Below are 23,229 nucleotides of genomic sequence, written 5' to 3' on the forward strand. Positions count from 1 at the left end.
ATTATCCCAACCATCACCATCACTATCCGCTGCGACTAATGGGTCGTTATCTTGGCCATCAATTATACCGTCATTGTCTTGGTCGTTATTACCTGCATCAAGTCCATTGTCAAATTCATACTGATTAGAGAGACCATCGCCATCTGAATCACCATTCGCATCAGCTACAACTGGGTTGGTACCGTTAGCAACTTCCCAACTATCTGGTAGTCCATCATTATCACTATCCGCACTTTTTGGGTTCGTACCGGCTAAGTATTCTTGATAGTTTGTTAATGAATCATTATCTAAATCGGCATTTGCATCATCACTAAGCGCATTAGTACCATTTATTACTTCCCAGTTATCTGGAATTCCATCACCATCCGTATCAGCGACAAGAGGGTTAGTGCCATTTTGATACTCGCTAAGGTTACTTAAGCCATCTGAATCAGAGTCTGAAGTCGCACTACCATTACTCGCTAACTTTCTATATTCAGCAGGAATCCCATTCTCATTTATGTCAATAGGAAAACTTAAAGTATCAATATTCACGGTCTTACCATCACAAGATGAGTTACAGATCATTTTCCATGATAGCTGAGCAAAACCACTTAAATAGCTTTCATTTGCAACTAAATGCGAGGACGTTAATTCAAATTTAGCAATATGCCATTGATTTTTCGTATCTTGACTTGATGATGCCCAGATTTCAGATCTTTCGATAATACCCGTACCAGGCATCCCCTTCAGAGCAACCACTAGTTTGTCTTGGCTGGGTTCAAAACCATCTGAGAATTTAAAGCTAAAAAACACCGTTCCAGGGGTTAATTTGCGTACTGTTGGATTGGCAAATTCATCAGTTTTAAACACCGAATTAAATGCTACAGTTTTATTATTGTTAGTTAACTGCAAAGAATGGTTACCGTCATAGCCATCTGTTAAATCAAGTAAGCGTGTATAATCATTAACAGCCGCAATTGGCGATAACGATGTGTTGTCTTCTATAAAAGACTCAACACTATCTATTTGACCTTGTGAAGCCCAAGGGTAATCTTGAGTAAATTCACCAGAAGAGAAACTAAAGTACCTTCTATTGAGTAATGAAGTATCTAGGGCTGACTTGTATATAGCATTTTGGATATAACTTAGATTAAGTGGCCCAAGTACACTTTCTCTTAAACTACATGACGAATCCGTAACATGATTACACGTTTGGTAAACCGATAACTCTTCAAGGTTTGTCATACCATCTAAATCAGAATCTAATGCGGCATCAGATGAGTCAAACGGGTTCAGTCCTGCTTCACGCTCATCATCATCAGAAATACCATCATTATCACTGTCACCATCAAGCTCATCGACAATGCCATCGCCATCGGTATCGACAGTAAACCTTGGGTCATCAACAAATAAATCGATATGGTCAAAAGCACCATCACCGTCTCGGTCTGTTAAGAACACTTCTTTTGGTGTTAATGCATAGGTTTCACCAAAAACTTTAGCTGAGCCTGTCTGACTTTGTTCGTTATAGCCCCAACCAGTAAGAAGGCTGTAGTTTGCGATTCCTAGACTATGCTTTGCACTTGAATCAATATATGTATAGTTGTAATCATTCAATACTTGGATTGGTAGATACTCAAACGATGAGTCGGCCCCTGCGCCTGTTTGCGCATTTACATTATTACCCCATGCCCAAAGTTGACCTTCACTGGTTAATGCTAGGTTAGTATTTCCATCTGAAACTATTTGGCGCCACGAAGAAACAGTGTTAATGGCATTACCTGCGTCGAACATTTCTGGTGTTTCAACATTTACAATATCAACCGTTTCGCCATTTGCGACTTGCTTGGTTTGCGCCCCCCAAAAATAGATTTTATTATCATTTTTGACACCAAAGCCATAACCATTTGACGCAGTAATCATCAACCAACCAGAGTCTACTAAAGTAGGTTCGACAAACGTGTCAACAATACCTGAATCACCCAACTCTTCATTTGCATTTTTACCCCAGGCAAATCGCTGCCCTGACGAATTTAAAGCAAAACTATAGCCATTAGCCGCTACAACTTGTTGCCACTCTGTTTCTAAACCAACTTGTTTAGGAACAAAAGAAGTACCTGTATAGCCTAATTGATTATCGCTATTACTACCCCACGCCCATAATTTACCATCAGTGTCAATCGCTAACGTATGCGTATCTGAAGTAGAAACGGTTTTCCATTTAGTGCCGAGTTCATTAGGTAAGGCTAGTTTGATTGCTGAAGAAACACTATTAGTATGCCCTAATCCTAATTGCCCGTGACTATTCGAACCCCAAGCATATAAATCTCCATTTACGTCTAGTGCGATTACGTGATTATTTGCAGACACCAAATCTACCCAGTCTTCTTTTCGATTGTAACTATCATCCAGCATAGTTAACGGGGAAGGCTTATCAATATAAGCTGTATTTTCTCCCGGATCGATAATAGCAGTCGTTAGCTGATGTGCTGTGTTATCTCCCCACCCCCAAATAGGTCCAATACCGAATGTTTCGTTAATCGTTTCTTTGACTGGACACACATCGGAATTGTAATCTGCAGGATTAAATGCGTAGTTTAAAACATCAAGGCTGTCATCATTTTTAAAACATACATCTTTAGCCATAATAGCTAAGCTATGACCATTACCGCCTGCAGCTACAATCTTACTCCAACGCGTCCAAGCTTGGGGAGTTTTGCTGTATGAAGAAGATAGCAGATATGCAGACTGCAAGCCTAGTTGGCCACTCGAATTACTACCATGCGCAAAAATATCTCTCTTGTCATTTACTATTATGACACTTCGTTCTTGAATAGCGTATTCATGGATTTTATTCCATTTTTCTACATGTTCGATATACCTAATCGCATCGTTTGAACCAGAAAAAAACTTATCAGAAGAAGTGGTATAATATTGATTAAGTCCCCAAAAATATAAATCATTGTCCTTATTAGCGATCGCTTGGTAATTCGTCCTAACTTGAACTTTCCCGTTCAATGATTCACTGGCTTGTGAAAGCCCCTCAGGTGATGTAATAAAACTGTCAAATGGCTTGAAATTTCCTGATGAAAAAGGCACTGTTTGAGGAGCAATGACATTATCACCCCATTGCAAAGCATAACCAAATTCGTCGATAGCTACCGCTTTATATTTTCCAGCGTCAATCTCTACCCACTTCTTCTTAACATTTGCAGTAGAATTTGGATGAGTTATTTCCGTTAAATTAGTAAAAATTCCACCGTTGATGCCCGTACCACTTAATCCAGCATCGTTTTCGCCAAAAAAGAAAGCTTCACCTAAATTATTTATCGCAAAGTAACCACCTAAACTGCTACTATCAGCCGCTGCAACATCAATCCAAGTTGCGCTTCCATCCTTTAATCTAGGCGCTTTAATTTCTGTTACCGGTACTTCTACCTCATTAACCATTTCGGTAACATCAAAAAGCTGCTTCTCATTGTTGCGGCCCCAAACAAATAAGTCGCCATTCGTTGATATAGCGATTGTTCCAAAGCTTGCAGCTTGGAGATTGTTGATCACAACATTCTCTATTGGTGTATTACCGTCAGCTTGATAAAAACTATCTACTTTCGTTGGCGTTAGAATTGTTGTACTTGATTGATTGATGCCAAGTACTGAATAGCGATTTGCACCCCAAGCCCAAAGTACTCCATCAGTATCTAAAGCGAAGCTATTATATGGTCCTGCAAAAATCTTTTGCCACTTGACTTGAGGCTTTTCAGCGATAAATACTTTCTGAGGGTTATACTCTTGAGCCACAGATAAACTTGGGTTACCTAATTGACCGCTTGAATTGCTACCCCAACTCCAAAGATCTCCATTATGATCTATTGCAAGAGTATGGTACCAACCAGCGGTAACTGTACGCCATTTAGCTTGTGTTGAAGCTGATAGATTAGCAACAAAAAACAATAAAAAGAAAAGTAGTATAAAGCGCATATACAACATACGTTACTCCAACAAAAGTGACCAATAAATCATCACTCGGAATGATACATTAACAGGGCATTATGACTCAAGAGAAGTCATGTATCCGAATTGTAACCAAACTAAGAAAAAAAGACCAGTTATAGGTTAAAATTAATACAAAACAATTAAGTACTGTTTTTATATTACTGTTTTAGATGAAAAGAATTTAAATAAGTTCAACTTACCACATTGTGAATAGGCATAAAAAAAGAGGGCTAATGCCCTCTTTTTATTTAACAATTAACAATTACTGCCACTGACGGCCGTCGTTGTTGTTGTTTGTTTTGTATAGTACTGGAGAATCAGCACGGCCATCTGGGCTCTTGTTCTGTGCTGCAGCATGTACAAAGTTTTGTGGAGCATTCACTAGGAATGTCGCTTCGATGTGCCAGTTAAGAGAAGCATCAACTGTACCCGCACCGAATTGAGTGTTGATAGCATTGATTAAGTCAGTACCGTTGAACGTGTACTGGCCTTCTGCTGGAACCATCTTAGGTAGTTTAACACCAACGAAAGTGTTACCTACAGCTGGAGTATTGAAACCTGCATCAGTACCTGCGCCTTCACCTGCTGGAGCGATGATGATATCAGCTTGGATACCAGCGTCTGCAGGGAACTCGTTAGTTACTTTAACAACTGAACCCCAACCATTTGCATTTGGTAAGCTATATAGGTACGGAGTCTTGAATAGAGCACCGTCGATACCCCAAACGTGAGTTACGCCGTCAATCTTAACTGATTCAGCATCATCACGGTTATAAGTGATAGCACCAAGAACTGTTGACGTTTCACCGTATACAACAGGAACGTTAACGTCTTGAGTGATAGAACCACCTTGCTTGATCACAACACCTGAAAGAACCCAGTCTTCAGCTGATTGAGCATTCGGGAATAATGGATCTACACCATTCGCTTCAATGTCAATGTTAGCTTCAAGGTTGTTGTTAAGCGCATCCATTAAGCCTAGAGTAGCTAGAGTACCTGAACCTTTGAACTCTTCATTAATGTTAGCCGTTACAGTTACACCACCAGTACCAGTGTTGTCTTGACCGAAAGTTACATCTTCAACACCTGAAATCGACTCACCATCTAAACGAGATAGAGTGAATTCCATAGTATTAGTGCTTTGTACGTCTAGACCTACGTCAGAACCGCTTGCGAACATAACTTTAGCACGTGAAATCAGACGGTCGCCTGAAGTTGCACATACATAGTCTTGGAACGCTTGGCCGTCTGTAGTTGTTACTGTCTCATCCCACGTTTCACAATCAGCGAACGTAGTACGGTCAGTTTCAACTTCGATAGTTGTAGTCGCTTGGTCAACAACTGTTAGTTCGAAACCATCAGTTACTGTAATAACTTTAGAGTTAACGCTACCTGTGAATAGTGCTGTTAACGGAACACCCGCAGTGTTCGTTACTTTTTCTAGGTTAAGGTGAATTTCGTCGCCCTTAGTAGCAGTATCAGATAGTGCCCAAGTAGTTGGGTTATAAGTACCAGCACCGCTGTTAATCGCTGAATCAGTAGTTAAGAATAACTGAATGTTTTCAGGAAGCGGGAAGTTAGCTTGTAGTGGAGCTGCTGGAACGATGTCATCTGGGTCTACAGTTAAACTACCGTCGTGGTTACGACCGAAGAACTGGTTGCCATCAACTTCTGACGTATTCGTATCGATCTGGATTACGAAGCTATCTACTAAGTCAGAATCGTTAGGGTTAACTGTGTATGAAGCTACTGAACCAACTTCTACAAAAGTGTTCGGTGTACCTAAACCACCAGCTACCTGAGCAACGATACGAACACTTTGAATATCAGAAACACGAATACCACCGTTAGCTGTGCCATTCGAACCATTGTGGATTTTGAATTCAAATGTTGCTTCGTTCGGAATCGCAGTATCAGCAGCGTAAGCTAAAGTTACGTCTGTACGCATTGAACCAACGAAAGAACCATTAGTGTTCCACACTGTATCAGCATCTAAATCAACGCGGAAACCAGCAAGAATCTGATCAACAGTTAGGTCATCGTTCACTACGTTATCGTAGTCGATACCAACGATCTCAGCAAAAGCAGCCGTACCGTTGTCAGCATTAGTTTGCGGACCAAATTGACCTACTTGCGTAGTAGGAGTAGTGTCCTGACCACCGTATGTAACTAAACGAGCAGCGGCATTAGCTGTCAATGGAGCAGCTAGAGCACCTGTGATAGCTAGCGCTACTAGACCTTTTTTATAGTTCATTAAGTTTCTCCTTTAGAACTTATTTATTTTGGTATACCAATTAAAGGTTGTATTAAAGCACAGGCGATAAAGATGTCAATGTATAAATTGCCAACTACTACCTGTTTAAATTATTATTTTGGCTAACCGATTTGTTAGCGGCACTTTTTATAGCCACTCCACGCCCTAAAGTCAACCAAAACGTCTAATAATTAGAGCAAATTAACGCTATTGTCGCAATATTTTTATTGTTATTTTTACATTTTTTTAATAATTAATGAAAAATAACTAATATATTGGAAATTAATTAACTCTACCTGCACTAAAAGCGTTTTAACTTACAAGTTAAATTCAAAATTTTCGTACTCACTTGTAATGGCATCAATTGCCTCATTAATCCCTTCTTCACTAGCTATGATTCTAGGTGTAATCATAACCACTAATTCAACTCGATTTGCGCGTTCACTTTTACTGCCAAAGAATAAATTACCAATAATAGGTAACTTCGAAAAGCCTGGCACACTCGTGCCGGCATCAGAGCTATCTTCACTAATTAAACCGCCAAGAATGATTGTTTTACCATCAATTGCGAGCAAATCTGTGTTAAATGAACGATTTAAGATTGTTGGAGAATTAATACCATCTATTTTATCTTCACCTACAGCGGAAACTGATTGCGTTAAGTTTAAGGCTACAACACCACGCGCATTAATTGTTGGCGTTACACTTAAGCTCACACCTGTACTTCTATATTGCACTGTTTGAAGGACCTGCTCTGTGTTTTCAATGTCACTAACAGTTTGAGTAATCACTGGAATTTCTGTCCCGACACTCATATTTGCACTGCGTCCATCTCTAACAAGTACGCGAGGTCTAGAAACTATTTTAATACGCGAATTCGACTCTAAAAACTCCAAAGACGCGTTAAAGTCAACACCTTGAATAACGTAAGAAAGACCGTTACCAATAGATAAGCTAGATTTTTTATCTTGAGCAGCAAAGCCACTTTTTCTTGACCAATCAATACCTGTACTAAAGTTATTATCTAAGGTTACTTCAACAACCGCAGCTTCAATAAGCACCTGCCCAGGCATTACATCTAGGCGTTCAATTAACTCTAAGGCTTCATGATATCTTGAAGGTGTTGCGTAAAAAACTAATGCATTTTGAATTTCATCTACTGTCATTGCTAAGTCTTGCATAGAAGATGAACTAGAAGCCTCTTTTTTACCACCCTCAGCAGGTTTATCTTGTGAACTTGCTGAACTTTGATTTTTACTGCCACTCAACTGAAAAAGCTTGCTCAAGCTTTTTCCCATATCGGCTGCACTGACATTCTTAGGGAAATAGGTGTAATACCTGCGACCATCCGAAGTACTTGGCACATCTAGCTTTTCAGTCCAATACATCACTCGGTCAAAAATCTCTTTAGAAGCAGAGTGAACTAACGCCGATCGCATACGTTTCATTGGCGTAATTGCAATGATTCCTTCCTTACCTTTTTCTGCAACTTTTAGCCCTTCAATAGCAAATATTTCTGTTAATTGACTCTCTAGCTCTTCAGGCGTTAGATAAACTAATTCGACAATACCAATATGGCGACCTTTCGCTGAGGGCCTGTCAAAAGCATTAACAATTTTTAGAACTTGCTCAACTTGCTGACGTACCCCTGTAATTAAAAGCGCATTGCGCTCAGCAAGGTATTGGGTTTGGCTATTCGTTAAACTTTGAGTGATACGATTAATTGAACGCCAATCGGCAAAATATAATGGTGCCACATGTAAAATTTGCCCCGTGACATCAGGCACATCACTTAAGCTTCGACCAACACCTAAGTTAAAGCCATCTTTTTTATTAAGATCCAACTCTTCAAAGAAGTAAACCCCTTTTTTTTCTTTAAATGCTATCTTATTTTGCTGAAGAATCTCTTTCGCATTCAAATAAAGCTGCTGTTTCGAAATTGGCTTTCTTAAGGTAAGCGACACGCGCTCTTGCTTACTTCGCACTTTATTAGAAAGTGCATAATCCAAATCTAGTTGTTCGCCAAAAACCAGCTGAATAAAATCTCTTATAAGTAAACCGTCGGCACTAATTGTCACCTTACCATCATCAAAACTAGGTACCGCTTCCTGCTGTGTATTTGGAGGTGTAACCCCTGCACTATCTAAAGGTCCCAACTCTTTTAAAGTTAACTCCCCAACCTTATCAGCTTGCTGGTTAGGTAATACCTTCTGATTACTTGCTCGATCTGAATTAGACAAAACAGAAGGCTCAACCACTATACGTTCACTTGTTTTACATCCCGCTAACGCTAAGACCACACAGGCTAATAAACTAGTCTTAAATTTCATTAATTTACCTTTTAAAAACTTTTAATTCTTGAGATTTACCAGCTTTTTCAAAAACCGCACCGGACTTAGTGACTTTTACTAATTTGTACCCAGCAAAAACTTCGCCTGCTTTTAGTTTCTTAGCAGGCCACTTTCGATTTGAAGCATTTACAAATGCATAAGGTTCAGGGGTGCTATAAATTGCTAACAATTGTAATTTAGGCTCTTTGGGAACTACTTTTTTTGCCTGCCCTTCAGGTTTATCTGTTTCTTTTATTTGACCAAACAAATGCTTGTTAAAACCCGGCTTTTCCGGTGCTTTTAGAGTTAACTCTTCAAGCGCTTCATCTGTAAACACCACATCTTTAGTGTCAGTGTCAGACGGTAACACTCTATAATAAAGGTCAGAAGCAACAACCACTATAACAAATAGCGCCAACAACCTACTCATCAACTTGCCCTTTAATTATTAATTGCTGGAAACGAACATTAACCTCTGCAGCAGCACTACCGCGAGATGAACTAAAACGCGTATTCTTTAACAATAATTTTGGCTGCACATTTTCCAACCAATAAACAAATTCTTGCAACGACTCTGCATATCCTCGTGCTCGAACCGTGTATTCTATCGTCACCATGCCGTTTTTTTCGTAGAGCTTTCTTGAGTTATTAGAAGCCAAGCTCAAATCAAGCTCGTTAACTTTACTTTTAATCAAGTCATTTAACTTAACTTGATTTGCTGTTACGGCACCTGTGTAATACCAACTCTTAATTTCATTCAGTTTATTATCTAGCTCTTCAGAGTTTTGCTGAATAAGATTTGAAACTTCCGTAATACTGGCTTCACTTCGATACTGCAAGTTGTAAAAATCAGTCTGTTCTTTAATTTCTGCTTGCCACTCTAGCACCGGCATAACTAAAAATTTGATAGTCAGCAGCAACATGCATAGCAAAAGAAGTTTTGTATGCTTTTCCGAAATACCTTTTTTGGCTGCTAACTCGAATATATTTAAGGATAAAAAAGTCATGAATCTGCCAATTTAAAACCGATTGTAAATGCATCACGCTTACCTGACTTTCTGACAGGTCTAACATACCGTAAATCTACCAACCTACTATCTTCAGATAGCTTTTTAAACACGGCACTAGCATCATCTGAAACACCGTTAATTGAGATTTCAGTGCTATTAATAGTAAAAGTCTGAATGCTTACAAATACATCCATATCATTCATGACATCAAAAACGACGTATGAATATAAGTAATCTTTAAACGGCTCTGCAAACTGAGTTAATTGCGTACGTTTGTCTAGGTATTCCCTTTCAAGCCCTTTAAATTCAGATAATATTGCACGATTGAGTTGGAATTGTTCATAAGCCTTGTCATGTTTCCAATACAACCACGCGCTGGTTGCGGCAAAATAGATTAAGGGTAATCCGATGGCTACAAGTAAATGCGCTACCTTAAAACCAAACTTTTTATTTGCACCTTGATGAAACGCACGCCAAAAAGAAATTAATTTCTGAAGTGAAATAGACTTTAAAAGCAGAGTAGTAAACTGTGCTAAGCTCGTTTCGTTAGCATCATTAGACAACAACTGTGAAATAAGTTGTGCTTTAGGAAGGGTAAATTGCACTTTGTAATTTGGGTCAAGTGTATAATTCCCGTGATTTTCCACCGCACCTAAAAACGGCTTACTCATCTTTCTGACAAGCGCCTGCTCTGGGAGGATAAGTCCACCTTGCTTCTGTAATTGCAAAAGCTCCTGGTATAAGCTTTGCTCAATATAATAAGCAACGACAAAAAAGCCATCGTCAACTTTAAGAGCATCCGTCCATGTATAGCTATCGTCGAAAGGATCTGATTTCTTAGCAAAGAGTGATAATGCCAAAGCAAGATCTTTTCTCTTTTTAACTTTAAAAAATGATTTTCGTTCTAACACATGTTGCGCAGACACCACAATAAATCGCGGATAACTGCAATCCGAACCTGCATAATGAAGCTGGCCATTTGCAAAGTATGCTGAACTATCTACGAGCTTCTGATCTAATTTTTCTACTAACTTGGTCATAGTTACTCGATATTACTCTGACCAATGCCAGAACTGTAAAATTGGTCTTGGTTTATACCGCATATTTTGGCTAAACACAATCTCACGCGAGGCTATCGCATTACCATGTTCCACCTGTACTCGCACTTCAATATCTTTTGACAATTGCATGTTCATCGCACTAATCGCTGCGTCAGGTACACCAAAATATTCCTGAGCCAGTGTTTGGTTTCCATCTTTGGCTAAATCCATTAACAGCTTTCGTCTATCCGGCGCTAAATTTACACCTTTAATCAATTCTTGCTTCGCAAAAATTGGGTTAAAACTTCCCATATTATAAAGTAAGAAATTATCTAAAATCAGCTGCACCTTTTTCGTTTCAACAGGAAAGCCACAAATAATTGTAAACTCAGATAAGCTTTGAATTCTTCCATTACGAGGTCCAGGTAGTTCCTGCTCCCGATAATAATCACTTTCTTCACCGTTGATCCGTTTAAAGTCATCTTTATCTTGCCAATCTTCTAGACAGTCACTCAATCGGTTTACTTCATTTTGTTCAAAACCGTTATTCAAGAGAAAATTACTAAATAAATTTTTATTTAAATTAATCAGTGATAATTTACCTTGTGTATCTTGAACCTCAACACTCTGATTTTTATTTGGTTTAAAGGGTTTACCTTGATAATTCCAGTTTTGAAATTTATCCTCAGCTAAATATGATTTGGAAAAATGATAAAACATCACTTCATCAATTAAAGAGTCAGCCTCAACCTCTGCCATGACTCTTTGCTTTTGAAGCGTAGCGAGTTCAATATGCTGATGAGTTTTACTAATAAAATAGCTAATAATCCAAGTTAATAATGCAACGACCAAAAGCACGCTCAATAACGCTGCGCCTTTAGATTTTGACAAACTTTTATGCATTCCCATCAAAGCCGTCCATATTGAAATATTTTCTGCGATTCTCAATTTTTGTTTTAAATCGCCAATTGATTTCCCGGTCCGCAGAAACAAAAGTAAAAGTCAAAAATTGAGGTAGCAGGTGAAACGTTAAAACATCTTCAATCTGCCCAAAACCTGGGAGAGTGCTCAATGAGTTGTCATTATTAACTCTATTAACACTTATCGAGATGGTCTCAGCCGAAATTTTATTATTAATGAGAGTACACTTTTTACTATTTGGGCTTATGGTTGCTACCCCCTGAGAAAATGGCATCTGCTCTTTAAGAGGGCACTCCCAAACTTCCAAACGCTGGTTTTCATCAATTTCTGATTCGATTACTTTGATTGTGACCAACACTTCAGGCTGCTCAGAGTAAACCATTGGGGAAACTGAAATATATTGGATAGCATTATCCACTTCAATAAAGTATGGGCGCATATGACCATCTTCGTTGCGTGCATAATAGTCCAGCATGCCCCGAATTGAGGCTCGCAATTTCACTCTCAATAAACTGGTACTTTGTGCTTTATTAAAGTCACCACGACTTTTACTCGCTGCAGTTAGAAATACAGACAATGACTGATAACTTAAAGTAAGTACCAAAGTTAAAATCGTTAATGTAATCAGCACTTCTACTAATGAGAAACCTTTATTGGCTTTTATCATTATCCGAGGTTTCCAATATTGCCAATTTCAGTGCGAAGAACCTGTACCGAGAAAGGTTTTAATTGATAAGTTAAATTACTGCACGATACTTCTACCTGGTCAAGGTAGTACGTTATGCCACCTCCAGATACTGAACCTGTTTCTAAATCAAAGTTAAGGCCTTGTTTTGATTTAGAATCGACAACTAACCACTCACACTCTGTATTATTAACATTAATTAAACCTTTTTTTTCACTATCTTGCTGAATGAGCGCTCTTACTTCATCGGTTATTTCCAACAAGTCAGCATATAATTCACTTCGATTATTAAAGCGTTGATCATTTTGAACATAATTGGCATAGACGACATTAGTTAGCGCTATTGTCATGGTTATAATCGTCACAGCTATTAGCAATTCAATTAACGAAAACCCGTTTAGACACCTTGTTGGCATAACACCTCTGACAATTTTTCCGTCTCAATTGAATGCTTATTCTTTAATTTTATCTGGCAGCTACTTACCATACCGCTACTTGCAATAGTTAACCGTTGTTTTACAAACTCAATCTCTTTAAAAGATTTAGCTTCAACGGGTACACCATTACCACTCGAAACGGTAAATTTCGTGCCGTTAAATTTGACGGTTAAATCTTTGTTCTGCCACGCAGCACGATATTGTAGATGGCTGATATACTCTCTTAGTTCAATTAGTTCTATTTTTTTTTGCCGCTTCTCAACGATTTCAGCACTCAATGGGGCAACGATTGATAGGCTTGCACCAATCAAAACAAGTACAACTAAAATCTCTGGCAGCGTCATGCCTTGGTGATTAGATACCAACATTTTGCGCGCTCATGATACTTAGCATCATAATGATCACGACACCACCGACTATTACACCCATAAGTAAAATAAGAAGCGGTTCAAGCATTTTTAGTGTACTTGCTAACTTGGTATTAAACTCATGAGACTTTCGCTCTAACATTTCACTGAAAGCTTTAGCAATGTCTCCCGTCTCTTCACCAACTTCTATAAAACCTATCTCCATAACGGAGAATAGCCCTGTGTCTTCCATTGACTTGGTCAAACTGACACCTGATTGGATTTTACTTTTTACTTCTAAAAACTTGAGGCGAGCATCATTGTCAGTAAGAGTATTCGCGGATAGGTTTAACGCATCAGTAATAGACAGCCCCGAGTTCAAAGTTGATTTCATTGCTGATGCAAACCTTAGTTGCTGAGACAAGGCAACCATACCATTAACTAAAGGGGCTTTTTGTAAGGCTAGTCTAATTTTCTGCCGTGTTTCTTTAATTGACGTGCTATCCGTGAAAATAAAATAGAAAAGCGCTGCTGCCGCACCAATCAGCGTTAGAGTCCCAGGTGTACTTCTAACAAAATCTGAAGAAGCCATTAACGCAATGGTATAACCAGGTAGCTCTTTAACCTGTTCAAGCATACCTGATAGCTGCGGTACAACACTATACAGAATAAATAATATCGAAAGAATACAAACAAATACAATGATTACAGGGTAAATGGCTGCTTGCTTAATTTGACTATTAATACGGCTTTGAAATTTAAGTTGTTCACTCAAATCAATTAGTACTTTATCTAGCTGACCTGTACTCTCTCCAATCTCGACAAGATTAACAACCAATTCATCAAAATACTCTGGAAATTGCGACAAAGAATCGGCAAACGACTTACCACCTCTTATACCATTTTGAATCTGGTTAACCAGTTGGCCCAAACTTGCTGTTTCGGCCGATTTTGCAACGAGCGTCAATGCCTTATCTAAGCTAATACCACTCGATAACAAACTTGATAAGTTAGTAATCACCAACTCGATCATTGCAGGGGTGATACGATCACCGCGAACGGCATCTAAGATACTTTTTTGCGCTTCTTTTACACTAATTGGAGTAGCATCAATTTGCTCTAGCTGTTGATACACATCTAACTCATCGGCTGCAGTAAACTGTTTTTTAGTTTTAACGCCACTGCTATCAACAAATACAACATTAAATGCTTTCATTAGCCCGCCACTCTGACAACTTCTTCAATAGTAGTAAGCCCTTTAGCTACTTTAACAATACCATCTTGATATAAGTTTCTCAGGCCACTTTCTTTCATATAGTTTTCGGCGTTTAGTGTAAAAGATGAGTCTTTATCGGTACCTTTGATAAATTGATCGTTAGGTAAATACTCGATCAAAGCCAAACGTCCTTTATAGCCAGTACCATTACACTTTTCACAACCAACAGCTTTATTGATCTGCATATCACTTGCAATAATGTCACCATGTGTTGCTAAAAGCTTTTGTTTAATTTGCGCTGCATTTTCATCTTCAATACTACAATGTTCACATAGTTTTCGAACTAATCGCTGTGCAATAATTGAAATAACCGACGCATTTAATAAAAATTCATCCACACCTAAGTCAATTAAACGTACATAAGCGCCTGGTGCATCATTAGTGTGAACTGTACTAAATACTAAGTGACCCGTAAGAGATGATTGCATTGCAATTCTTGCTGTTTCAGCATCACGAATTTCGCCCACCATAATTACATCTGGATCTTGTCGTACAATACTTCTTAGGCCTGCAGCAAAGTCAAAGCCGATGTCACTATTAACTTGTATCTGATTCACACCTTCTAATTCATATTCAACCGGATCTTCAAGCGTAATGATTTTCTCATGGCTAGAATTTAACTGTTGTAAAAACGAATACAAAGACGTGGTTTTACCGGAACCTGTCGGGCCAGTCATTAAGATAACTCCTGCGGTTCGAGTAAGATCTTGATTAATGCGTTCTATGGTATCAGGCTCAAAACCTAATTCTGCAATATCAAAACGCAACGAGCCTTTTTCAAGGAAACGCATTACTACGCTCTCACCATTATTTAGCGGTAAGATTGAAGCTCGAATATCAATATTTAAATTATGAAGTGCAATCTTTCCATCTTGTGGACGACGCTTTTCTGCAATATCTAAATTAGCTAAGATTTTGATACGTGATACAACAGGCATCACTAAGCTTTTGGGAATATCATCTAGTTTTTGCAACACACCATCAACACGAATACGCACACGACCACCTTGTTCCACAGGCTCTATATGCATATCCGACGCTTTGAGTTCAAGAGAGCGATGAATAAGTGAATTAACTAAGTTAACAATAGGAGCTTCTGAAGCAAGTGCCCTTAAACGCTCAACCTCAACAACACCACTTGAGATAACCTCTTGGTTTTGTTCAAACAAGGTTACAACTCGCTGCAAAAGAGACTCAGAAGCTAAACATAATTGATAGTCTACATTTTTAAATGCCAATAAATTTGATGCTTCACTCGACAGAGGCTGATTTGTAATAATGCTGAGTTTATCGTTGTGTAAACTCAGCGGGTACCAGCTTAATTTAGCGAGTAAGTCCCAATTCACTTCCGTTTGACAGGCATCTTTTATGCTTTGTTCAGAGATATACTCATTTGCATTGTCAAAAGTAATTAACTCACATTTAGCTTTTTCACTAATGTAAGCTAATAATTCTTCCTCTGAAACACCAGCTAAAGAGCAAATAATTGTCTCTGGCGTTACATGGTGCCCAGCAACATATGCATTAAAGTCACTTTCTGAAACGGCTTCTTCAGTTCTTAAATCATTGATAATGGCTAACAATTGGTTCATCGGTAAACGATGTCCTCATCTAAGTCTTCACCACCTTGTTTACCATCTCTACCCAAACTTTGTAAGGTATAACCTTTTCCTGTTCTTTCATAAAAGTAAGGATTATCCCATGGATCGTTCGGAACATCTTTAGGTAAATATGGGCCATCCCAATATCGACCTGTTTTAGTTACTAAATTATCCAGTGATTCAGGAAACTCATCATTATCTAAGCGATACGTATCAATCGCTGCGCCTAAAAGCTGCATTTGTGCTTGAGCTGTTTTAACTTTTGAAGAATCAACTTTGCCAAACATTGCGGGGCCAACAATTGAAGCTATTAAACCAATAATAACCATTACAATTAATAGCTCGACAAGTGAAAAACCAGATTGATTATTGCGTATCATCTTTACTACCTTAAAGTTTATTTGTGGGCAGACTAAAACATTCAATATTAAATTGAAATAGAATTTTTATTCGGATTTGTAATAAAATTTTTTACCGTGGAATTCAATCCAAGGTTGAAACTCGTGAAAGCTAGTTGCTCTAATTCTTTTGTTAGTTTCTTCTTCATCCATATTTAAACTAATTTTAAATAACTCGTTAAATTCCTTTCGAGTATAAGCCTCCCGACTCCATTCCTCTTTGCTTTCTGGGAAAGTTTGATCGGTATAAAATTGATCCATAACATCATAAAAAAGAGACAATTGATAGTCATATGTCCTCTCTAGCAAAGACTTAATAGTATCTCTTTCATGTATAGGAAATCGTTTTACTTTAATTATTTTACCCGCATCAACTTTACCTAGCATATGATGGCAAGTAACCCCAAAAGTTCCTTCATTATTGTAAAGTGCAAAATTTATACAACCTATTCCTGGGTATTCTGGAGGTGCTGGGTGAAAATTAATTGCACCAACCTTTGCTTTTGATAAAAGACTATCCGGCAAGACCCAACGGGACAGATAGGAAATAATCAACTCACCTTCCCAGTCTTTAGCTGTACTAGGTAAATCCTCTCCCCACGAGCCAAAGAAAGGAACAACTTTCCACCCTAATTGACTAAGATAATCAGCAGCTTTCTGACTATGTTGATCCTTTTTTTTAGATAAAAACAATACTTTCATTTTTTTCTCAGTTACAAACCTAAAATTTGTTCAACTTCTTTTGGGTATGGTATTTTGCTGTTGAAAATAAAGGTATCATTATCTCTAGGTGTTTGCTTATCTTTTAATTTATTCCACTGAGATTGCCATGATTCAATATGATTAATTAATAACTTACAAGCATTCTGATATTCAGTATTGAAAGAATGATTAATTACTTCCAATTCATTAAGTTTAGATAAGTTATTAAGATACAATTGCTTAGCGTAAAAAAACGTTTTACCAAACCTTAGGTAATTTTGATAAATTGAATGACCTTCTTTTGTCTTATGCCTTAACATCTTAATAGCATTCGATATTGCCTCATCGTTTCCATTAAAGTAAGTTGTTGTAGCTTGACCTATTTCACTTACACCTTCTTTTTTAAGTACCTTGAAAAAAGTCATAAAAAGAATTTTTGAATCTAACAAAAAAGTTTGATTATCAACGTACCAGACGTCTAACTTAAACTTTTCATACCAAGAGATAGCATTTCTTCCATTCACTTGAGCCCAACCAGTTATACCAGGACGGACTTCATGTCTTCGAGCTTGTTTTTCACTATACAATGGTAAATATTGCACGAGCAAGGGGCGAGGGCCAACCAAGCTCATATCGCCTTTTATTATATTTATGAGCTCGGGAAGCTCATCTAATGAGGAAGCACGAAGAAATCTACCAAATTTAGTTAATCGTGCTTCATCAGATAGTAGAACTCCATTGCAATCCCTTTCACTAGTCATTGAACGGAATTTATACATTTTAAAAGTTTTACCATTTAAACCAGGGCGCTCCTGAGTGAACACAATCGGCCTACCCAAAAAACAAGCTACGGCAAAACATAAGCTCAGCAGTACTGGTGAAAGCAAAATAAATAAGAATAACGCTACAAGAAAATCAAACGTGCGCTTCATCATAACTTTGTAAATTAGCTAAAACATAAGTGATTGCTTTACCCATAGCTTCAATTTCTGAAGCTTGCAATGAAGGATGAACAAGAAACATCAAACTTGTTTCACCCAACCTCTTAGCATTAGGCAAGCGGTGAGTAGGTTTACAATTAAGTTTTTCAAATACCTGCTCTAAATACACCTCTGAACAAGCACCTTCAAAACAAGGAACTCCAGCTTCTTCAAACAGCTCTATTAACTTTTTACGATTCAAGCTATCAGATAGCTTTTCAACATTTAAGTATGCATAAAATTTGTACTGGGCATGCTCAATATTTTCTGGATAATTTGGGCATTCAATAATATCGAACTGTTCAAGCACCTTTCTTAATTTATCTGCATTATAGTTTCTTAACTCAATCCAATTTTCGAGTTTATCAAGTTGCAAGAGTCCAATAGCAGCTTGCATTTCAGTCATTCTAAAATTTGAACCTATCGAGGTATGCAACCACTTAAAGCCACCGTTTCCATGCTCTATGCTTGAAACTAAATCTACACATTTACCATGTTCTTTATAAGACCACATAGCCTTGTAAAGGTACTCTGTGTTTGTGGCCACCATCCCGCCTTCACCACCAGTAGTTATAATCTTATCCTGGCAAAATGACCAGCAGGCAATATCACCAAAAGAACCTACAGGCTTGCCGTTCAACTTAGCACCATGAGCCTGAGCGCAGTCTTCTATAACCTTTAAATTATGTTCAATAGCAACACTCATTATCTCATCCATATCACATGGCCATCCTGCTAAATGAACACAAATAATTGCCTTCGTTTTTTTTGTGATATTTTCTTTTATTGATTCAACACAAATATTACCACTATGGAGCTGTACATCTGCAAAAACTGGAGTTGCACCAACTAGAGAGATCACACTGGCATCAGCAACAAAAGTACGACTAGGAACAATAACTTCATCTCCAGGCCCTAGACCAAGAGCTCGCAATGCAAGCTCCAATGCCACAGTCCCATTTGATAAGCTAATAGCCCAATCTACACCAATTAATTCAGCATACTTTCTTTCAAAGCGTTTACACAATTCACCTGTCCAATAGTTTACTTTATTTGACAAGATTACATTCTTTACAGCTTCAGCTTCTTCATTTGAGTAACTTGGCCAAGGGCTATATTGAGTATTTAACATATTGAATTCACATTACGATGGTTAGAATTAATAAAACCATCTCAAAAATTGAAATTTGGTAAAGGTAAAACTAATTGGCTTCACATTCAGGGAAAGGTGCATTATAACAGCCCACTACACCAGCAAACAATAGAGCGAAACCGTTATTAAAATAATCAGGCCATCTAAATTTCACATGTCGATTTCTAGTTGTATTAGGGCCAATATAATACTGTAACGCTGTATCTGACAAAGGGAACAACGAACGAGTTTGCTTCATACTTTCAGAATAAACTTTTGAGTCCAAAAAGGCATAGTAGCCCACAAACAAAGTGCCTGATAACTCATAAGCTTGGTAACCATTCCCTTCACCTTGGGTATCGTAGTTATATCGATAAACACCATTGGTGCCATCCATAAAATTAGTTTGTAAAAATAAAGTTTCACCTGCTTCATAAACACTTTGAAAAACTCGCTTTTCAAATGTAGCCTTTAGCCCATGTTTTGCTTGTTGAAAAAGTGATTTATTAATAGCTACATCTTCTAACGAAGTAAGCCATAAAGGTAAGCGGTGAGAATGCGAGGAATCAATTGCAATGTCAAAAACAGGAAAAGGGGTTATGTCAGGGTATATTTCCTCATTTCCGGCATAAATATAATCAGGGTGATCAAACCAAACCCCTTTTTGAAAATAAAATTCCTCATCAATATATATACCAAACTCCTGAATTAACCTTTCTCCAGTGTTAACTATTTCAGTTTCATTAAATAATAAGGGAACACCGATTTGGCGACTTATATAAATTAGATCACTTAAAGCGACAAGAGATGCCCATTCTTCATCAATAACAGCTCTGTAAAACGCTTTTTCTGTTTCTGCAGTTTCTAACTTCCAATTAAGACGCTGCTTAATACCTTTAAAGTCTAATTTTTTGTCCCAATGAACAGCTTGCTCTTCAAACCACATATCAATTAAGCTTTTTTCGACTTTATAAAACAGTCTGAGCATAAAGTCATTTTTTAAAATTCGAGTGTGATTAAGCTTCAAATACTGAGTAATAAAATATAAAAACTGAGTTCGTGTAACTCTATTTTCAATATTTTCAGGAATAAACTCTAATTCTAAAAGGTTAAAGAACAAATCGAATTCAATCGTTGGGTCATCTTTGAAACGATCTCTATGAGAAAATGCATAATGCATAGGCAACATAAGACTTGTTGAAGCATCATATGCGTAATCAGCATGCCAAAGAGGATCTGCAATTACATCTGAAATGTTCTCATTCCAAGTACTTTGAAATTCTGATGAATGTTTTGTTTTTAAATCTTTTACATGGTCTTCATCAGAACAACCATAGATACTTAAAGCCAATAATATTAAAAATACGTTTTTAAACATTGTAACTTACCTAGGCATATGAGTTTTCTGTTTTAGTTTATACCAAGACAATATCAACAAAATAAGATAACAAAGAGAAAGAACAATTGAATAACCAACTAGAAATTGTTCAACATCCAAGTTATATGAAATTGTCATCAAGGTAACAAATAAAACTGAAGATAGTCTAAAAAAGTCCCAAAATAACATTAAATGCTGACACTCTAACATATTTAATGTGTTAGAAATGGGAGTTACCGAAAATTGAAATATTAACATTGGCGTTAAAATAATAATGAATTCAGAAACTTGAACCCACTGCTCACCCAAAATGATAACAATGAGCCATTCTGACAATAAAGCACCCAGAATAAAAATAACACTTGAAAAAATAAAGCTTTTGAAAACAACCCTTTTGAATAGCTCTATCAAAGCATTATATTCATGCTTTTTTATGCCAAATTCACTTGAATAAACCTGAGCCATAGACTGACCTATCAGGTTAACAGGTAAAGCAACTAACCTGTTTGTCATCAAGTAAATTCCAGCTCCAGAAAAGCTAAAATTAGCGGCGATAAACAATGTAGGTATCTGCAGTGATGCCACGTTAAAAAAAGCAGCTAAAGACGTAAACTTTAAAAACCTTTTATTTAATTTTATAGTTTCAATGAAGGTTTCTACTTTGTACGTTTTTAATTCTTTTTCAGCCAACCCCCTCCTAAAAAGCGAGAAAATACCAACAGCCCTACTTAAAGTTTCCGCAACAACGAGACCAATTGACATAATTGAAAAACAAAACTGCAATAAAGCTTGTGCTAATGATCGTTGCACCTTAACTTTTGCAACATGTTTAAACTGCTTATCTACAATCACAAAATTTGTAATTACATTAAATAAAGCAATCATAAAAGCAGCTAAAGGAATAAAAAAGAGTGTAAAAGCTGAAAGCTTATTTTTATAAAAATCTAAAAAGCGACTTTCAAAAACAAAGGCAGTAACGGTTAAAGTTAAAAGAAAACACAATGAAAGAACAATAGCGGTATAGACAATAGCCTCTCTTTCAACTCGCTTTGAGCGATTAAAAAGAGCTACTTCTAATTTTAAAGTCATTATTATAGCTAAAATGCCACTACTACTCATTAAAACAGCCAACTCACCAAACTGTTCCTTTGTATACAATCGAGAAATAATTGGTAGTGCAGCTAGAGTAATAAGATGAGCAGCAGCAGTACCAGATACAAGCGTAATTATTGACTTTAGAAAGTAACTTATTTTCATAAAGCGCTATTGCTTTACTCTATCACCGCCACCTTTACCGAGCGCTGTTTTAAATATGTACATAAAGTATGTCTTGACCGAAAGGGTTCTAATCATCTCTGCATCATATTTCGCTAACTTTTTAGGTGTTGACATATCTACTTCATTTATTTGTGCATAACCTGTGATACCAGGACGAATATCAAACACACCAGCCGCAGAACGCTCTTCAAGAAGCTCTTTTTGATTATATAAACCAGGGCGAGGGCCAACCAAACTCATTTGCCCAAGAATAACATTAAATAATTGTGGAAGCTCGTCTAGCTTAGTTCTTCGCAAGAACGCTCCCATTTTAGTTACAGCATTAGCATCAGCAAGGTGCGTTGCAACTGATTTTGTATCAACATTCATTGTTCGAAATTTAATTAACGTAAATGGTTTTTTATTTTTACCTACACGCTGCTGTCTAAACAGCGGAGACCCTGTATCCAAATAACCGACAAGCATGATTACTAAAAATACAGGGAAAAGTAGTAAAATACCTATAGTGGATAGCACTATATCAAAAAATCTAAATAACATATTAGTGATTAAATATCCGTATCATTGACTCTGCAGGCGTGTATTTTGGTGACCAATTTAAATTGCTCTTAGCCTTCGATATATCAATTTCTAATGGAGAGAATAATTGAGGTATCATACTACTTTTACCTAATAACATAAATGCAAATTTAGGAAAAGGCATCTGATATATACGCTTATTTTTGGCTATAGCTAATAACCTCACAAACTCTTTGGTAGACAAATCATCTCCATCACTTATCACATAGGTTTGGTTTTCACCGCCTTTAACTGTAATTACTTCAATAAAATCAATTAAGTTGTATATAGAGATAAAGCTACGTTTTGCTGAACATAAGCCAAATGGCACAAACGGTATTTTGTCTATTAATTTACTTAATAATGCAAAATTTCCTTCAGCACCTTTCCCATAAATTAGGGGAGGTCTAACAATCGTAAATTTCATTTGCCCAGATTGACAAACCTTTTTGATCATCTGTTCAGCAGACTTTTTCGAAAGAGAATAAGCATTGTGAGGCTCTTCAAATTGCTCATTAAATTTATCTCCTTCGCTATTATTGCCACAGACTCCTATAGAACTTAAAAACACAAAGTGCTTAACACCAGCTTCTTTTGCTCCTTTTGCAAGTAAATTCGTCGCATTGCAATTAACGTCAAAAAGGTGCTCATCATTCCTTGCTTTATTATGGGCAAGACCTGCGACATGTATTACGACATCGATATTATTTAAAAGCTTACTCCAGTTGCTTACCAACTCTAAGCCATCAACATAAAGTAGGTTATCAACCCACTCGGGAGGATGACTGTTTTTATTGCGCCTTAATTCAAAAAGAGAATAATTAGGATTAGAAGCTAAAGAGTTAACAAGCTCACATCCAACGAACCCTGTTGTTCCCGTTATTAAAATATTAACCATTAAATAATTCTAGCATTTACAACTTT

18 protein-coding genes and 2 pseudogenes are annotated in these 23,229 nt (G+C 37.2%); all 20 read right to left on the reverse strand.

Annotation, left to right across the window (positions count from 1 at the left end; genetic code table 11):
• Positions 1-3,972 (reverse strand): annotated as a pseudogene (locus tag AN214_RS05850) (hypothetical protein); the annotation flags it as partial.
• Between the two features lie 268 nt (positions 3,973-4,240).
• Entirely contained in the window at positions 4,241-6,232 is a 1,992-nt protein-coding gene (locus AN214_RS05855; protein WP_054978855.1) for a hypothetical protein, read from the reverse strand.
• A 317-nt stretch (positions 6,233-6,549) separates the two neighbouring features.
• A complete protein-coding gene (locus tag AN214_RS05860) occupies positions 6,550-8,562 on the reverse strand; it encodes a secretin N-terminal domain-containing protein (RefSeq protein WP_054978856.1) in 2,013 nt (670 codons plus the stop codon).
• 4 nt (positions 8,563-8,566) lie between these two features.
• Positions 8,567-8,980 (reverse strand): hypothetical protein, encoded by a 414-nt coding sequence (locus tag AN214_RS05865; RefSeq protein ID WP_152960721.1) that lies wholly within the window; start codon positions 8,978-8,980, stop codon positions 8,567-8,569.
• 4 nt (positions 8,981-8,984) lie between these two features.
• Positions 8,985-9,569 (reverse strand): hypothetical protein, encoded by a 585-nt coding sequence (locus AN214_RS05870; protein WP_054978858.1) that lies wholly within the window; start codon positions 9,567-9,569, stop codon positions 8,985-8,987.
• Positions 9,566-10,612 (reverse strand): hypothetical protein, encoded by a 1,047-nt coding sequence (locus AN214_RS05875; protein ID WP_054978859.1) that lies wholly within the window; start codon positions 10,610-10,612, stop codon positions 9,566-9,568. Before AN214_RS05875 ends, AN214_RS05870 begins: the two co-directional genes overlap by 4 nt.
• A 12-nt stretch (positions 10,613-10,624) precedes the next feature.
• Positions 10,625-11,521, reverse strand: coding sequence for a type II secretion system protein GspK (locus AN214_RS05880; RefSeq protein ID WP_054978860.1), 897 nt, complete (start codon positions 11,519-11,521; stop codon positions 10,625-10,627).
• Positions 11,508-12,200, reverse strand: a complete 693-nt coding sequence (locus AN214_RS05885; RefSeq protein WP_054978861.1) for a prepilin-type N-terminal cleavage/methylation domain-containing protein — start codon at positions 12,198-12,200, stop codon at positions 11,508-11,510. Before AN214_RS05885 ends, AN214_RS05880 begins: the two co-directional genes overlap by 14 nt.
• Entirely contained in the window at positions 12,200-12,634 is a 435-nt protein-coding gene (locus tag AN214_RS05890; protein WP_082428504.1) for a type IV pilin protein, read from the reverse strand. Before AN214_RS05890 ends, AN214_RS05885 begins: the two co-directional genes overlap by 1 nt.
• Positions 12,616-13,023: a Tfp pilus assembly protein FimT/FimU gene (locus tag AN214_RS05895; protein ID WP_054978863.1), complete on the reverse strand. Its 408-nt coding sequence runs from the start codon at positions 13,021-13,023 to the stop codon at positions 12,616-12,618. The genes AN214_RS05890 and AN214_RS05895 overlap by 19 nt, the downstream gene beginning before the upstream one ends.
• On the reverse strand, positions 13,010-14,218 hold the full coding sequence (locus tag AN214_RS05900) for a type II secretion system F family protein (protein ID WP_054978864.1): 1,209 nt from the start codon (positions 14,216-14,218) through the stop codon (positions 13,010-13,012). The genes AN214_RS05895 and AN214_RS05900 overlap by 14 nt, the downstream gene beginning before the upstream one ends.
• Positions 14,218-15,870 (reverse strand): GspE/PulE family protein, encoded by a 1,653-nt coding sequence (locus tag AN214_RS05905; RefSeq protein ID WP_054978865.1) that lies wholly within the window; start codon positions 15,868-15,870, stop codon positions 14,218-14,220. Before AN214_RS05905 ends, AN214_RS05900 begins: the two co-directional genes overlap by 1 nt.
• Entirely contained in the window at positions 15,867-16,259 is a 393-nt protein-coding gene (gene gspG, locus AN214_RS05910) for a type II secretion system major pseudopilin GspG (RefSeq protein WP_054978866.1), read from the reverse strand. Before gspG ends, AN214_RS05905 begins: the two co-directional genes overlap by 4 nt.
• A gap of 66 nt (positions 16,260-16,325) precedes the next feature.
• The gene (locus AN214_RS05915) at positions 16,326-16,979 is read right to left on the reverse strand and encodes a formyltransferase family protein (RefSeq protein WP_054978867.1); all 654 of its coding nucleotides are present in this window, start codon (positions 16,977-16,979) and stop codon (positions 16,326-16,328) included.
• A 347-nt stretch (positions 16,980-17,326) separates the two neighbouring features.
• Positions 17,327-17,911, reverse strand: a pseudogene (locus AN214_RS22950) (sugar transferase); the annotation flags it as partial.
• Entirely contained in the window at positions 17,895-19,091 is a 1,197-nt protein-coding gene (locus AN214_RS05925) for a DegT/DnrJ/EryC1/StrS aminotransferase family protein (protein WP_054978868.1), read from the reverse strand. The gene AN214_RS05925 and the pseudogene AN214_RS22950, both read right to left, overlap by 17 nt.
• Before the next feature lie 70 nt (positions 19,092-19,161).
• Positions 19,162-20,469, reverse strand: a complete 1,308-nt coding sequence (locus tag AN214_RS05930; RefSeq protein WP_054978869.1) for a hypothetical protein — start codon at positions 20,467-20,469, stop codon at positions 19,162-19,164.
• A gap of 6 nt (positions 20,470-20,475) precedes the next feature.
• Complete coding sequence (locus tag AN214_RS05935) at positions 20,476-21,726, reverse strand: lipopolysaccharide biosynthesis protein (RefSeq protein WP_054978870.1); 1,251 nt, start codon at positions 21,724-21,726, stop codon at positions 20,476-20,478.
• A 6-nt stretch (positions 21,727-21,732) separates the two neighbouring features.
• Positions 21,733-22,287, reverse strand: coding sequence for a sugar transferase (locus AN214_RS05940; protein WP_054978871.1), 555 nt, complete (start codon positions 22,285-22,287; stop codon positions 21,733-21,735).
• Between the two features lies 1 nt (position 22,288).
• Positions 22,289-23,203 carry an NAD-dependent epimerase/dehydratase family protein gene (locus tag AN214_RS05945; RefSeq protein WP_054978872.1) on the reverse strand — a complete coding sequence of 305 codons (915 nt, stop codon included), beginning with the start codon at positions 23,201-23,203 and terminating at the stop codon, positions 22,289-22,291.
• Between the last annotated feature and the right edge of the window lie 26 nt (positions 23,204-23,229).

Source organism: Pseudoalteromonas sp. P1-9 (genome assembly GCF_001399975.1).
Taxonomy (GTDB): domain Bacteria; phylum Pseudomonadota; class Gammaproteobacteria; order Enterobacterales; family Alteromonadaceae; genus Pseudoalteromonas.